General features: G+C 44.7%; 12 protein-coding genes and 3 tRNA genes. 8 read left to right on the forward strand and 7 right to left on the reverse strand.

The genetic code is table 11. The annotated features are described in order from the left end of the window. The 3 genes from KIT27_09680 to aroA form a co-directional block, all read right to left on the reverse strand. Nucleotides 1-89: (d)CMP kinase (locus KIT27_09680; GenBank protein MCW5589914.1), on the reverse strand; the 89-nt coding region annotated here is incomplete at its 3' end. After that, the gene (locus tag KIT27_09685; GenBank protein MCW5589915.1) at nt 86-904 is read right to left on the reverse strand and encodes a hypothetical protein; all 819 of its coding nucleotides are present in this window, start codon (nt 902-904) and stop codon (nt 86-88) included. The genes KIT27_09685 and KIT27_09680, both read right to left, overlap by 4 nt. 13 nt (nt 905-917) lie before the next feature. Next, nucleotides 918-2,264 carry a 3-phosphoshikimate 1-carboxyvinyltransferase gene (aroA, locus tag KIT27_09690; protein ID MCW5589916.1) on the reverse strand — a complete coding sequence of 449 codons (1,347 nt, stop codon included), beginning with the start codon at nt 2,262-2,264 and terminating at the stop codon, nt 918-920. Between the two features lie 261 nt (nt 2,265-2,525). Here aroA and KIT27_09695 point away from each other — a divergent pair, with 261 nt between their 5' ends. From KIT27_09695 to KIT27_09705, 3 genes are all read left to right on the forward strand, one after another. After that, the gene (locus tag KIT27_09695) at nt 2,526-2,915 is read left to right on the forward strand and encodes a TIGR02300 family protein (protein ID MCW5589917.1); all 390 of its coding nucleotides are present in this window, start codon (nt 2,526-2,528) and stop codon (nt 2,913-2,915) included. Nucleotides 2,916-3,061: 146 nt separating this feature from the next. Next, a tRNA-Ala gene (locus KIT27_09700) sits at nt 3,062-3,134 on the forward strand. A gap of 77 nt (nt 3,135-3,211) precedes the next feature. Further along, a tRNA-Glu gene (locus KIT27_09705) sits at nt 3,212-3,287 on the forward strand. A 265-nt stretch (nt 3,288-3,552) separates the two neighbouring features. On the opposite strand, the gene KIT27_09710 is transcribed toward KIT27_09705, so the two are convergent. Next, a tRNA-Arg gene (locus tag KIT27_09710) sits at nt 3,553-3,626 on the reverse strand. A gap of 155 nt (nt 3,627-3,781) precedes the next feature. On the opposite strand from KIT27_09710, the gene KIT27_09715 reads away from it, so the two are divergent. Together KIT27_09715 and KIT27_09720 are read left to right on the forward strand one after the other, a co-directional pair. Continuing rightward, nucleotides 3,782-4,288: a GNAT family N-acetyltransferase gene (locus KIT27_09715; protein ID MCW5589918.1), complete on the forward strand. Its 507-nt coding sequence runs from the start codon at nt 3,782-3,784 to the stop codon at nt 4,286-4,288. Between the two features lie 175 nt (nt 4,289-4,463). Further along, a complete protein-coding gene (locus KIT27_09720) occupies nt 4,464-5,774 on the forward strand; it encodes an MFS transporter (protein ID MCW5589919.1) in 1,311 nt (436 codons plus the stop codon). A 58-nt stretch (nt 5,775-5,832) separates the two neighbouring features. Here the strand turns inward: KIT27_09720 and KIT27_09725 are convergent, their stop codons facing one another. The 3 genes from KIT27_09725 to eirA all read right to left on the reverse strand — a co-directional run bounded on the left by KIT27_09725 (nt 5,833) and on the right by eirA (nt 11,444). Then, nucleotides 5,833-9,075, reverse strand: coding sequence for a translocation/assembly module TamB domain-containing protein (locus KIT27_09725; GenBank protein ID MCW5589920.1), 3,243 nt, complete (start codon nt 9,073-9,075; stop codon nt 5,833-5,835). Beyond that, complete coding sequence (locus tag KIT27_09730) at nt 9,072-10,898, reverse strand: BamA/TamA family outer membrane protein (GenBank protein ID MCW5589921.1); 1,827 nt, start codon at nt 10,896-10,898, stop codon at nt 9,072-9,074. The genes KIT27_09725 and KIT27_09730 overlap by 4 nt, the downstream gene beginning before the upstream one ends. Before the next feature lie 84 nt (nt 10,899-10,982). Next, entirely contained in the window at nt 10,983-11,444 is a 462-nt protein-coding gene (gene eirA, locus KIT27_09735; protein ID MCW5589922.1) for a T4SS-associated protein EirA, read from the reverse strand. A gap of 163 nt (nt 11,445-11,607) precedes the next feature. On the opposite strand from eirA, the gene KIT27_09740 reads away from it, so the two are divergent. The 3 genes from KIT27_09740 (at nt 11,608) to KIT27_09750 (ending at nt 15,210) form a co-directional block, all read left to right on the forward strand. Then, the gene (locus KIT27_09740) at nt 11,608-12,702 is read left to right on the forward strand and encodes a saccharopine dehydrogenase NADP-binding domain-containing protein (protein ID MCW5589923.1); all 1,095 of its coding nucleotides are present in this window, start codon (nt 11,608-11,610) and stop codon (nt 12,700-12,702) included. A gap of 11 nt (nt 12,703-12,713) precedes the next feature. Then, nucleotides 12,714-14,234, forward strand: coding sequence for an aldehyde dehydrogenase family protein (locus tag KIT27_09745; GenBank protein ID MCW5589924.1), 1,521 nt, complete (start codon nt 12,714-12,716; stop codon nt 14,232-14,234). A 202-nt stretch (nt 14,235-14,436) separates the two neighbouring features. After that, on the forward strand, nt 14,437-15,210 hold the full coding sequence (locus KIT27_09750; GenBank protein MCW5589925.1) for a hypothetical protein: 774 nt from the start codon (nt 14,437-14,439) through the stop codon (nt 15,208-15,210). Nucleotides 15,211-15,293: the final 83 nt, after the last annotated feature.

The following is a 15,293-nucleotide window of genomic DNA, read 5'->3' on the forward strand; positions in this document are numbered from 1 at the left end:
TGATGAAAGCCATAATCCTCCGCAATGCGGCGCGACAGCGTTCCCTTGCCCGCGGCAGCGGGGCCATCGATGGCGATTGTGAAAGTCATTCCGTCACCTGAAAATGGATGTGATCGTCATGGCGTGCAGCCCGGCATCCCTGGAACCGCACGTTCGGATGGACAACACCGAGGCGCTGGGCCAGATGCGGCTCAATGAAAATCCGTTCCACACCGAATTCCGGTCCCTCCAAGGCAAGCCAGCGCAAGGCTGCACCCGTTCTCGCTTCGTCCAGCATCCACGCAGGAAAAAACCCTTGCAGAAACCCCATGTTCCACCGAAGTGTCAAGAGATCGTCACGTTCGGCGCAGGGCAACTGCGTGCCGGGCGCAGGCTCTTCGAAAGCGAAGTAGCCGATTGGTGAGCGTACGGCCCTGTTCAGCGGCGTCCCCTTCTCGTCGCGATAGTAAAACGCGATGTCGAGCTTCCGTCCGTCGTCGTGTGATAGATGGGGCAGAAGCGGGAAGCCGTCCAGGAACGGAAAATTGGCATCGAGAACAAGCGTGATAGTCCCGGGGAATTCCAGGTCTATGGCCACCGAGAGCGCTTCTGCAGCGCGTTTGGCTTCCGTGGTGACGAAGTTCCGATTCAGGGCGCAATAAAGCGGAGACTGAATCTGCAAACTGCCGTCGCCAAAACAGGACAACGGCACACGCCCGAAAAACGGTGCTGTAAACGACGCCGCGATCGTAGCCGAAGCATACAACAGCAGGAAAACCGCAAGACGGGTCGAGCGCCGGGTGATCTCGCCCCGATGGGCCAGCCAGCGCCCGGCGAGGTATGACACTCCGCCAATCTGCGTGAGCGCGGTCAAAAGAGAAAAGACAAGCGCGATGCGCAATGCCCTCGCGCCTGTTCTTCTCAAACCCGAAGCCCCTTTATTCGATATGCGCACCCAATCCGGTCATGAGGTTCATGAACTCCGGAAAGCTCGTGGCGATCATCGTCGCGTCATCCACCGTGACCGGGTTTTCCGAGACGAGGCCCATGACGAGGAAGCTCATGGCGATGCGGTGGTCGAGATGGGTGGCGACGGCGGCGCCAGAGGCATTGCCGAGGCCCTTGCCGTCCGGGCGGCCGCGCACGACGAGCGATGCTTCGCCCTCGTCGCAATCGACGCCGTTGAGCTTCAGGCCGACCGCGACGGCCGAGAGGCGGTCGCTTTCCTTGACGCGCAGCTCTTCCAGGCCGTTCATGACGGTCGTGCCCTCCGCGAAGGCCGCCGCGACGGCGAGAACCGGATATTCGTCGATCATCGACGGCGCGCGGTCTTCCGGCACCGTGACGCCCTTCAGCACCGAGGAGCGCACGCGAAGATCCGCCACGTCCTCGCCGCCGGCAAGGCGCGGGTTCAGCACCTCGATATTGGCGCCCATTTCCTGCAGCGTCAGGATGAGGCCTGTGCGGGTCGGGTTCATCAGCACGTTGAGGATCGTCACATCCGAATCCGGCACGAGCAGCGCCGCGACCAGCGGGAAGGCCGTCGAGGACGGGTCGCCCGGCACGTCGATCACCTGGCCGGTGAGCTTTCCCTGGCCTTCGAGGCGGATCGTGCGCACGCCGTCCGCATCCGTCTCGACGGTAAGGTTGGCGCCGAAACCCTGCAGCATCTTTTCGGTATGGTCACGTGTCATGACCGGCTCTATGACGGTGGTGACGCCGGGCGTGTTGAGGCCGGCGAGCAGCACGGCGGACTTCACCTGTGCGGAGGCCATCGGCACGCGATAGGTGATCGGCGTCGGCGTCTTCGGCCCGCGCAGCGTGACCGGCAGGCGGTCGCCATCGGCGGACGTCACCTGCACGCCCATTTCGCGCAGCGGATTGAGGACGCGGCCCATCGGACGCTTGGTGAGCGAGGCGTCGCCGATGAACGTCGAATCGAAATCATAGACGCCGACGAGGCCCATGGTGAGGCGGCAGCCGGTGCCGGCATTGCCGAAATCGAGCGGCGCTTCGGGCGCGAGCAGCGCGCCGTTGCCGAGGCCGTTGATGATCCAGGTGTCGCCGTCCTTGCGGATCTTCGCGCCCATCGCCTGCATGGCCTTGCCCGTATTGATCACGTCCTCGCCTTCGAGCAGGCCCGTGATGCGCGTCTCGCCGCTGGCAAGGCCGCCGAACATGAAGGAGCGGTGGGAAATCGACTTGTCGCCGGGGATGCGGACGGTCCCGGACAGGCCGGAGGATTTGCGGGCGGTTGCGGGCCGTGCACTGGCGCCATGCGACATGGTCGTCTTCCTTATATACATCCACGGCTCCCCGGAGGGGATCACCCGGGGAGAACGCGGGCTTGCTACCACAAACGATTTAAAGCGTCATCATCCCGTCTGAGAAACTATCATCGCGAGGTCTGCACGGCGCCTGCCCCAAGTTAGGCTTTGACAGGATTGCCCAAGACGATTATGGGGACCGGCTAATCATTTTACCGTTCAACGCGCCGGCCTCCCCCGGCCCCGCCGGAAACATACGGCACAGAGAAGGCTTTGACTGTGGCAAAAGCGGAACTCGGAACCAAACGCATCGATCCGGAAACCGGCAGGAAATTCTACGACCTGAACCGCGATCCGATCGTTTCCCCCTATACGGGCAAGTCCTATCCGCTCTCCTTCTTCGAGGAAACGTCGGCGGCGGCTGTCCTCGAAAAGGATGAGGACGAGGACGTCAACGAAGTCGATACGGAGAACACGGAAGTCGAGCTCGTTTCGCTCGAGGACGCCGACGAGGATGCAGCAGGCGGCGACGACCTGCCGGATCTCGGCGACGACGACGTTGAGATCGACGGCGACGAGGACGACACGTTCCTCGAGCAGGACGAAGACGACGACGATGAGGACATGACCGGTCTCATCGGCGTGACCGGCGACGAAGACGAAGCTTAAGATTTTGATTTTCCGGCCGGTTTCAAAAAAATCGGCCGGATTTCATTTTTCGGCTTGCCATCTCCGGAGACCGGAAGTAATAAGCCGCCACACCGAACGGCAACGCCGCTTCGGTTCCCGGAAACCGGCTCCGCCGGACCCGTTATGGGGCTATAGCTCAGCTGGGAGAGCGCTTGCATGGCATGCAAGAGGTCAGCGGTTCGATCCCGCTTAGCTCCAGAAAAATGAGTGAATGGTTGAAGAATGAAATATTTTTTAAAAAATATTTCAACATTCCATCATTAGTTAGAGTACAAGTCCCCATCGTCTAGAGGCCTAGGACATCGCCCTTTCACGGCGACAACAGGGGTTCGAATCCCCTTGGGGACGCCATTTAAAAAAAAATCCAACCTAATACAAGAGCAAAAGCGCAGCGCCTCTTGTATTAGGTTGGATTTTTTTTTAACTTGTGTCACTATGGGATTGAACCCCTGATTAAGGTTTGACAAAATCGCCGGGAGCGATTTTGAACGAGCGCAGCGAGCCCGGAGGGCGAGGCGCAGGAGGCGCCGAGTAATCCCCTTGGGGACGCCATTTAAAAAAAAATCCAATCTAATAGGGGTCATTATAATTTGAGATAATTCATCGGTTATTCTCGCGCCCCGAAGAGGAGTTGAACCTCTGACCTATCCCTTAGGAGGGGATTGCTCTATCCAACTGAGCTACCGGGGCAGAGCTGCTATTGTATAGTATTCAACAAGAAGGTACTATACCGCTCGCCAATGAAGATGCGGGATAAAAAGATGGCGAGTGGTTTATCTTTTTATTGATGAGCGTTGGGTATATGCTAACATTAGTGCAAATAGCAACGATAAATCGGGGACACTATGATTCGTTTTAAATTACCAACAGCAGAAGAAAAACAACAACTCATTGACCATTCCATCGAAGAATATGCGCAAGATTTATTTCGAGTAAAAGAATTTTCTACTCTGGAAGCGGCACGTAAAGGTTCGCGAGATGAAGTGATGGGGTATATTCATCAAGAAAAAAACCCCGACAATGATCGTATTTATTTAATTTATTCGGACGTTCTGCATGTGGGTTATATGTGGTTTAAAATGGAGCCACGTTATCATATCTCAGTGCTGCTCTATATTTATGTTTTTCCTAAATTTCGCCGGCATGGTTTTGCGCGTGAAGCCTTAAAACTTTTTGAAAAAGAATCGCGGGAATTGGGTGCGTTGCAAACGCAATTAGTGGCTTTTTTAGATAATCATTCGGCTGTCACTATGTATGAAAAAGCAGGTTACATTGGCGTGGAAGAGTTCACTTTATATAATGCACCCATCGATACTCGGCGCCGCATGGCGAAAATGTTAATCTCGTTATAAGTGCATTTGCAAGTCACTCTCCAATTTCTTACAGAAAATCTCTGAGTTTGCTCTTGTCAGCAAAGTTTAATGTGTTAACATAACTAGGTTTTCAAACTGGATGCACAAGCTTTGATTCAACTCTGTTTTCAACAATACGCAGCAATAAAACCACATCATGTGGATGGTATAAATTATGTTAACACGCGATCTCACAGCGACTGCCAAATCTCCCTCGAACATGGGATTGCTGCCTATTATTATTTTTGGGCTAGCATTACTTTTTGATTTTTTCGGCTTCATGTTGCAAGTTGTGCCCTCAGTCATGGGCAATTCATTAGTTAACGAATTAAAACTCAATGCCTTAAGCTTAAGCGCAATTACAGGTTGTTTTTTTTATGCCTATGCCGCCATGCAAATTCCAGTGGGTGTGCTGCTCGACAGAATAGGTCCTCGGCGTTTAATGACGGCCGCATTATTAACCTGTAGTGTGGGTGCCACATTATTTGCAGTCTCCCATCATGCTATTTTCTTGAGCATTGGTGAAATCTTGATGGGCATGAGTGCCGCGTTTGCTTATGTCAGCGTGCTATTTTTAGCCGTGAGATGGTTTCCGCCGGCTTCTTTCAGTTTATTAGTAGGGATCACCGAACTCACCGGTGCCTTGGGCGCAATGGTTGGTCAAACCCCTTTACTTTATGTCATTAATCACATGGGTTGGCGCGATACGATGTTTGGTTTCAGCCTTATCGGCTTAATTTTATCAGTATTTGTCTTGTTAATTGTGCGCGACAAACCTGCTAGCATCGGCGCTCGACACGTACGGCGAATTTCTCAACATCCACTACGCCAATTGAAAAAAATATTAAGAAAAAATCAAATTTGGATTATTGGTTTAGTGGCGTTGCTACTATGGGCGCCGGTGATTTCATTTGGTTCATTATGGGGTGTGCCTTTTTTACAAGTCCATTATGGTATTTCTGCAACCTTGGTAACAAGCCTAACCACCTTAATGTGGTTAGGAACAGCCGTAGGCGCGCCGCTGATTGGTTGGCTTTCCATGCGCCTGCGTCGCCGCCAAATTCCTTTAATTGTTTATAGTATATTAGGCGCATTTTCAATTAGCGCATTATTATACATGCCCGATTTAAATCCCGTATTAATCGGAATATTTTTATTCTGTTTTGGTTTAAGCGGATCGGGCACGTGTTTAAGTTTCGCTTTAATCCAAGATCACATTCCGCAAAAGCAAATCGGTACCGCCATGGGCTTTAATAATATGATGGTGGTAGTGGGCGGCCCGGTTTGCCAATTATTAATCGGTTTAATTTTACAACAAAGTTTTAGTGGCGAAATGCATCACGGTGTGCCAGTGTATTCCAGTGAAGATTATCAGCTAGCAATGTTGATTTTACCCGTGAGTTTTTTAGTTGCGGCATTGGTGAGTTTAATTTACTTAAAGCCCACTTATTGTCAAAAAGTATTTCGTCATAAACAGAATAAATAAGTAGAGGAGCACAAAAAACGATGAGCTACGCTGAGCGATAGTAGCATTGTCAACTCGCTCAATTTTCCAAAGAATAAAATAAATCTACTCCATGCCCCAAACTGTTTGTTTCTGCTTGCACCACCCAACGTTTTGATAAAGTATAGCGTGCGCGAAAAGTATTAATCGGTTGCAATAAACCAATGCTGTAATTGATGTATAATCTAGGGGTTAAATATTTCCCTAAGACTAAAGAAGTATTTTGAATTAAATTATCATTTTTATCGAGTTCAGAATCCGATTCCACACTAAGCTCATTTAAACCAAAAGCATTTTTTAATTGATCGGTCATGCCACCTAAACCCGCATCACCTAAATTTAAGGCAGAAACAGCGGTTAGCAAAGTTTGTTGATCAGCACGTGTCGCTTGATTGGCAGGGCGTCCGACTAATAAATACGATAAAATATCGGCTTGAGTTAATCCTGAGGGTTGAGAAAAAAAGCTAACTACAGGTTTTTTTAAAGTATTTTGAACATTCACTCCAAGAATTAAGGTTGGAGTTTGCGAAACAAATAAATTAGCATTATTTAAATCTAATGCAGTTAAATTTAATTGTGAATTGGCGGCATCGGTATGGATAACTTTTATTGCTTGAATATCAAGTCCAGGGTTGGTGATGGGGCCACCATTAAAAATTAATCTCCCGCGTTTTAAAATTAATTTTTGGCCGTAGGCTTTAAAATGTCCTTCTGTGGTTTTTAAATCACCGACGGCAGTGGTAATGGCGTTTTCATTATCAGTAATGGTAATTGCGCCATTGAGTTTGGCTTCAATGCCGCTGTATTTTAAATTCACATCATCACCTAATATTAATTTAATTTTACTGAATAATTGATACGGTATATTTTCGCTTTGTGGTTTTTGACGATTCACAATCACAATATCATCGGCTACCATCGCCGCTGCTTTAAAATCATCCGGTAAAATGTTGGCTTTTGGAATAAAAATATTTCCAGTTAAATGCATGGAATTTTGTTTAATCGCAATATCTAAATCCGGTGAGGCATAAATAGTGGCTTCTTGTAAATTACTCACTAGAACGTTTTTTCCCGTTAATTTTAGCTGCAGAGAAAAATCTCCTGGTTTCCATAGACCATTACCGGTAAGTGCTAAATTTCCTTGTTCCGATTTCACCCCCGCGGTTAATTGCAGATGCCCATCATTTTGCGTGCGTAAATGAATTCCAAGATCGCGAACTGTTAAGTTAAGACGGGGAATGTTTGCTTGGCGAATATTGAGTTTGAAATCACCTTCTGCAGTAGGATGAGCAAGCGTTCCTGCCAGAGTTAATTGCGAATTAATGTCGCCTTGAGGATTTTGTAGTTCAGGAATAAAAGCGGTTAACACCGCCAAATGAGTTAAATTCAGTTTAATATTTCCCGTTAATGCTTGCTTGAGCGTGGGGATGCCTTGACCATGATAGCCAGGTAGCTTGAGATCTAATGTTAATGCTTCATTTTTACTAAAACGTAGATTACCCAGCGCACTAAAATGCTGATCATCGAGATTAATGGTAAATTCCGAAGGAAGAATAGGCGTAGTAAACGCTTGCCCAAGTAATAAATAACGTAGCTCTCCTGGTGTGAGGCTTGCGGTTAATTTTCCACGTAATTGATTTTGATGATTGTGAAGATTTAACTGGAGATTAAATAAACTGGTTATTTTCGGTAATTGAGGAAAGAGCGCATTTAAATCAAGATTTTTTAAACTGGTTGCAATTAACCAGTTACCATGATCCTGCCAATTTAATTGTAAACACATAGCACGGGAATGATGTTGCAAGCAGAATGGTGAAATACTCATGGCTTGCTGTGATATGTTAATCGTGGGTAAACGTGTGGCCTTCCAGATAGATTGCGTGGAATCTAGCCACTGTAATTGTTGGGTTTGTGCTTGCCATTGTTCCGCAGAATAGTGCCCTAACAGTTTTAAAACGAATTTTTGTTTTAAAGTTTGCAAATTAATCGCAAGCTGATGATTAGGCAAATCACCGTGTCCTTGTAGTTTAGCATGATCGATCTGATGGTGATGGTAGTGAAGGTTATGAAATTCCGCCGTTAAAGTCTTAAGCGCTTTTTGACTAATACTTATTTTTCCTGTTCCCGCGGCAATTCTAAGTGGAGGGATATGCAAATTATTCAAGTTAAATTCGCTATTGATACTAGGATTATCCCAAGTACCACGAAATTGCCCATTAAACTGAATTGAGCCATAAGCATTAGCATAAATCGTTTGTAAATCGGGGATATGTGTTTGCCAACGTAAATGCCAATATTGAAATTTATCGCCACGTAAATCTAAAGTTGCTGAACCTAGTTGTAGTTTAGCATTTAAATTATGAATATTTTGATCGAGCCATGCTAGGCTAATCTGACTATTGAGGGGGTTCTGATTCAACTTTCCCGAGCCAGAAAGGGTGAGCTTGTTGATGTTATCGTCATTAAAGCCAGCAACTACCCAATTAGCATTTAATTTTCCCTGTAAGTAAGGCGCTATTTTTTCTAAGTCGAGATCGTGAGTGATTAAATTAAAGTGATACTGGAAATTAGATGTAAACAAAAAACTGCCTTGCAGGGCTAATTTATCTTCTTTTTTATTACCCAGTTGCGACGATAGGGTGAGTTTTTTATCGGTTCCTTGTAGTTGAATAATGCCCTTGTCAAATAATGCCTTGCCAAGAATGACTTGACTTGCAGACTGTAATGAATAGCGCGGATAATCCAATTGGAATTTAATTTTTCCTCGCTGGAGTTTTGCGATATTGTAATGCGCTTGTTCGAAATCACTGGTTAACTCAAGGTGTTGATGATGGGCGAATAACGTGAGAGTAACCTTATCGAGATGAATATGTTGATCGACAATCACGTGCTCAATATGGGTTTTATGCAAATTAATTTCCCAGGGAATATTCATTTTTGTTGCGGGAGTGCTGGTGTCATTGTGATACTGAACATCTAACTTAGTCATGGTTAAAGGTGATAATGAAATACGGCCTTTTAATAGTGCAAGCAGATGAATATGAACATGCGCGTCGTTAATCTTCACTGTGACAGAGGGATCATGATATTCAATATTTGCAATACGAACTTTCCCGCCTAACATTCCCTGCGCATCACTTATCGATAAACTAGGCTCAATTTTGCCAACGACCCAAATCATCATAGTTAATCCAGGATTAGAATAGATTAAAAATAAAAATAGAATTAAAAATAATAAAGGTATCCACAATAATTTATGAGTAAGGTAATGAAGTGCTTTCATAAATCAGGTCCTACGGTAAATTGTAACCGCCATTTTTTATTAAAGGGATCATGAATCGGTTTTGCTAAGCTTAATTCGATGGGTCCGACAGGTGTCACAAATACCAGACCTGCGCCGACAGCGCGTTTTAAATCGTTTAATTTAGGAAAATGATCTATGGCATTACCACTGTCGAGAAAAGTACTGATATACCATTTACCATAAATACGTTGTTGAGCTTCCGCGCTGCCTATTAATAAAAATGTCCCTGGTCCTAAATCTTCAAATCCATAGCCGCGTACCGAATTGGTGCCGCCTGCAAAAAAACGCATACTTAAAGGAAGATTACGTGAATCTTTAACAGCAGTAAAACCCAGATTGCCGCGAAATAAAAATCGTGTGCCGTCCCAAGGGCTAATAATGAGTTTGCCCATTGTTTGAATTTGCGCAAAGCTGGTGCTTGATCCTAAATATTGCGCGCCTGCTAATGTGCTAATACTGATTTTTGAACCATTGGGTGAGTAGATAGGATCGCGCGCGTTTAAATAAAAATAGGTTAAACTGGGATAGAGTGAATGAGTATGACGATTAATAAAATCTGCATTTTGATTAATATCTTGTTGATAGCTCAATGCAATGGTACGTTGCCAGTAAGTTGGGCTGGTGATATAACTCACACTGATTTTTTTTACGCGATTTTGAAAGGATTGTGGGCGCGAGTTTTCGACTACTCCTGAAATGGCGTAACGTTCGGTTAAAGGATCGTTTCCTGGAATGGTATATTCAGTAATTAAACTGCTATTTTTTTGCGAGCCTTGAATTAATCCCTTAAATTGTTGGCCAGTTTTAGTGACGCGGCGAAAGTTAATTCCCAACGTGCCACGAATACCCGTATCCGTGCCATAGCCACCTCCGATCAGATATTGGCGAGCGGCCAGTGGTGCAAGCTGGATATTAACAGGAATAATCGGTTGATTGGGATTAATTTCTTCCGGGGTGACATTCACTTGCTGAAAAAAACCACTATTCACTAAATTTTGTTGCAAGCGAGTGACTTCTGAAGGTGAATAAGGATCGCCCGGTTTAAGCCAAATAAAACGCCGTAAAAAACGTTCTGAATAGGCACTTTGCTGAAAATGAAAATCCCCAAAATAATAACGTATTCCCGTATCAAACTGCAAAACAATGACTGCCGTGTGGGTATCGGTATTAACTTGTACTTCGCTGACGTGAAATTTTGCATGCAAAAAACCGCGTCGATTTGCCGCATCGGATAGGAGCTGTTTAGATTTTTCATAGTTTTCGCTATTAAAAACTTCCCCCACTTTAATCGGCAATCTTGCGCGTAAACGCTGCCATAGTGCTAAATTTGCTCCCTCACCACTGATCTTAACTTGTATTTCTCGGATAATCGTAGGCACTCCCGGGTCAATCGTAAAATTGGCGTGATAAAGATTCGGTGAAATACGCTGTAAGTGACTGGTTATGTGAGGGGTAAAATAACCATACGGTTGTAAAGCGATTTTAATGGCTTTATTACTATGCTCATACCAATATTGAATGAGATCGACATCTACCGGATTGCCATGACTGTTTTGAATGACTGTGAGGCTTTTACTGACATTTTTTAATAATGGATCTTGCAGTCCTTCGATATGATTGATTAACTGAATTGAAGTGGCTGAAGCAGGTAAAAATACGCTAAAGAAAAAGATAACGATGCCACTCGTTATCAGTAGCCATGATGTTTGCTTCTTCGTTAAAATAGTTTGAAGAAAATGGGAAATGAGAATCCGCCATTCTATAATAGCGTTCTTGAGTTGAGTGATAATTGTTTTCCCCACAACCAATGAAAATCTCTACTTTAACCTGGTGATTATCGCAGTATACTGAACAACCCAGGTTGGTGAAAGTGCAATGCGCATAAATTATTTTTTCAGATTTAATAATTCATTTTCATTGGGCAATGTATTTGATTTTTTTACAATGTAAAAAGGGCAGTCATTAATATTATTAGAAAGACAATTTACCACACCATTGACCTCTTGACCCCATTTATTACCAATCGGTTTGTAAATAAAGGCTGCATTTTCCAGAGTGAGTGGAAAGGCGTACTGGGACGCGCCTGTATACGTGCACAGCACTTTTCCAATTTTTACTCCAATCCAATGCGCGCCGTTAAAATGCGCCACCTCTTGCACAAAGGATTGATAATAGCTTACCCAGCCACCGGGTGCAGACCAGCGTAAATTATCGACCTGCAAGCTTGCAATTGGCGGGCAGGTTGAAAAACCCGCTTTTTCACTTAATGTGGAGGCAGCGGGGGTTGTGGTTTGTGCATTGACTGCAAGTGCTATGAAGATCACTAAAAAAATTAGGTAACGTGGCATGATGGTAATCGAGTTGATGTATTTAAATTTCTTAAGTATATACTGATTTACTCAAAAAAGGCGAGCGTACTTTTTTAGTCAAATTTTTGAATTTAGCCTAGAAACCTGCGAGAATCGGATTTTATTTTTCAGATGAAGATTCGTATAAACGGAGAGAAACTATATGCGTAAAATTTTAATTGCAGGAGCGGGTAAAATAGGGACTTTAATTGCTTGTTTACTCACGGAGACTAACGACTATGAAGTCGTATTAGCCGATTTACATTTTCAAGGCGCAGATATTTCTCGGTTAAAAGCGATTCGTCAACATCTTTCTACGGTCGAAATCGATGTGCGTGATCACGAAAAAATGACGGCACTCATTAAAAAACACCAGTTCACGGCAATTATTTCGTGTTTGCCTTATTTTTGTAATATCGATGTCGCCAAGCTCGCCTGCGAACAGGGACTTCATTACTTCGATTTAACAGAAGACGTCAGCGTCACGCAAGCAGTAAAAGAATTATCTAAACATGCCACCACGGCCTTTGTACCACAATGTGGCTTAGCACCTGGATTTATTTCGATTGTTGCGAATCATTTGATGTCGCATTTTCAGCAGGTGGATAGTGTAAAAATGCGCGTAGGTGCATTACCCATTAATGCCAGCAATGCCTTGCAATATTCTTTAACTTGGTCAACAGATGGATTAATCAACGAATATGGCAATCCCTGTCATGCGATTGAGCAGGGTGAAAATGTCACTCTACCACCACTTGGCAGCTTGGAAGCCATCATTTTAGACGGTGTAGAATATGAAGCATTCAATACATCGGGTGGATTGGGATCACTCGCAGAATTGCATGCAGGAAAGGTGCGATCTATGAATTATAAAACTATTCGTTATCCGGGACATTGTAAAAAAATGCGGTTATTGATGAATGATTTGCGCTTGAACGACGATCGCGATACCTTAAAACGCATTTTAGAAAATGCCGTTCCTAAAACGTATCAAGATGTGGTTATCGTATATTCTTCAGTGACGGGAAAACAACACGGACATTTAATCGAAGAAAATTATGTTAACAAAGTGTATCCTGTGACGCTTGCCGGGTTAACGTGGTCTGCCATTCAAATTACGACAGCCGCTGGTATCACTGCTGTGGTGGATATGGTATTAAATCAACCGCAACAGTATCGCGGTTTAGTGTATCAAGAACAATTTAATCTGGATGAATTTTTAGCGAATCGTTTTGGCGCGTATTACGCAATTAACTAGAGGTGAACATCATGGAATTTTTAAAAAAACTTGGTATAAACCCCCAAAATTCTGGCGCCTGCTGGGGAAGTGCGCAGTGGAGTGACACACAAAATGCGGGAGATATTATTTCTGTTTCTCCCACGAATGCAAAAGAAATTGCCAAAGTATTTGCCTGTTCCTCACAAGATTATGAACGTGTTATCACTCAAGCGCAAAAAGCATTTTTAAGCTGGCGCAAAGTGCCTGCACCCAAACGTGGAGAATTTATTCGTTTAATGGGCAATGCGCTGCGTGAACATAAAGATGCGTTGGGTAGTTTGGTGGCTTACGAAATGGGAAAATCCAAACAAGAGGGCGATGGTGAAGTTCAAGAAATGATTGATATCGCCGATTTTGCCGTCGGCCAATCGCGGATGCTTTATGGAAAAACCATGCATTCAGAACGCGCTGATCATCGCATGTATGAGCAATGGCAACCACTCGGAATTGTTGGCATTATTTCCGCCTTTAATTTTCCGGTAGCGGTGTGGGCGTGGAATGCATTTCTTGCTGCAATTTGCGGCAATGTGAGTGTATGGAAGCCTTCTCCCAAAACCCCTTTATGTGCGATTGCCGTGCAACATATTTGTAATAGCGTGATGCAACAATCTGGTTATGAGGGTATTTTTCATTTATTTATACCTCACAATAACGATTTAAGTCAGCGCTTTGTGGAAGATGAACGTGTCGCATTAATTTCGTTTACTGGTTCAACCACCGTGGGACGCCAGGTGGGCGCCACTGTGGCGAAACGTTTTGGTAAAAGTATTCTAGAGTTAGGAGGTAATAACGCGATTATTATCGATGAAACCGCCGATTTATCCTTAGCAATTCCCGCCGTGGTGTTTGGCGCAGTGGGAACGGCGGGGCAACGTTGTACGACCACACGACGCTTGATAATTCATAATTCCATTTATGACACGGTGGTTAAACGCTTAGTCAATGCGTATCAGCAAATTACCATTGGTGATCCGCTGGATGCCAAAAATTTAATGGGACCACTTATCGATAAGCAAGCCGTCGAAGTTTATCTCAACACCCTCAACGCGGCTCAACAACAGGGCGGTGAAATTTTAACGGGTGGTAAGGTGTTGGATAAACCCGGTTTTTATGTCGAACCCGCCATAGTTGCTGCCAAAAATGAGTGGGACATGGTTCAACACGAAAATTTCGTGCCCATTCTTTATGTGATGTCGTATCAAACGCTTGATGAAGCCATTGCATTGCAAAACAATGTGAAACAAGGATTATCTTCCGCTTTATTTACCACTAATGTGAAACACGCGGAATATTTTCTTTCCGCACGTGGCAGCGATTGCGGAATTGCGAATATTAATATTGGCACGTCGGGTGCTGAAATTGGCGGAGCATTTGGTGGTGAAAAAGAAACAGGTGGCGGGCGTGAATCGGGATCGGATGCTTGGCAAGCATATATGCGTCGCCAAACGAATACGATTAACTGGAGTAATGATTTGCCTTTGGCACAAGGTATCGAATTTAAAATTAATTGAGCGCATAACTTAAAGGTGCAAAGTGTAGCCCGTATGTAGCATAACGGAATACGGGCTCTTAATGTGACTGGTTTACTTATTTTTCCCATTTCAACGGTAAGCGCTATACCTGCGTAAGCATAGAAATATCGCATTTTAATGTGAATTGAGTATAATACGTCCTTTAAATCGCACCATAAATTTTACAGGTGGAGTAATACGAATGAAGGCGTGGTTACGCTTGGTATTGTGTTTGATTGAATTCGTCGTTGGTATTGGTATTTCAAATCCACTTTACGCGAATATAAACATCAGCCCGACTGCAAATCAATTGGCAGTGAATGCGATTGCAACGAATAAATCAATATTACGTTCTCATCAACCGAGTGCTATTGATGAAACTAGCGCTAACTCCACTAGCGAAAATTCTGCCACACCCGGCGGCGATACGAGCTCAGATCCTAATCCCGAAAATTCAGCAACCGATCCTACTAATAACCTAAATTTAAATCCTGAAAATGCGACGACAAATAGTGATGCTAATTCAGATCCTAGTTCTGAAAATGCAACAACTAATACTAATGATAATAATGTGAATAACCCTAGCTCAAGTTCAATCATCAATAATCCAACAAATCCTAATTCCCCTACGACTCACTCAACGCCGCCTACTCAAAACCAGCAATCTTCTTCCGATCAAAAAATGCAGCATGGCGTACCCAAAGAATCGACCTTAGCCAAAGAATCGGCCTTGGAAGATTTAAGTAAACAAGCCAAAAGTGCCAGCAATAACGATGGTGGAAATGTTTCCTATGATAATATCAACATGGATACCTTAAAATCCGTTGCACCGCAATGTTTGGGAAAAAAAGATGGCGCGCTCGCGAATTGCATCGATAATGCCTTGAAACAAATTGGTGTAGAGACCAAACCCAGCAAAAATAAACCTTCAGTATTACCGCCTAGTAAAAAATCTACGTCTGAGGGGCAGCAGTGAGGGTCTACGCTTAAAATTTGAATCTATTGACTGGTTTTACCTACTCAAAAATGTAAAAATTATTTACATTTTATTTGACAAAT

The sequence above is a fragment of the Legionellales bacterium genome (assembly GCA_026125385.1).
Classification (GTDB): Bacteria; Pseudomonadota; Gammaproteobacteria; order JAHCLG01; family JAHCLG01; genus JAHCLG01.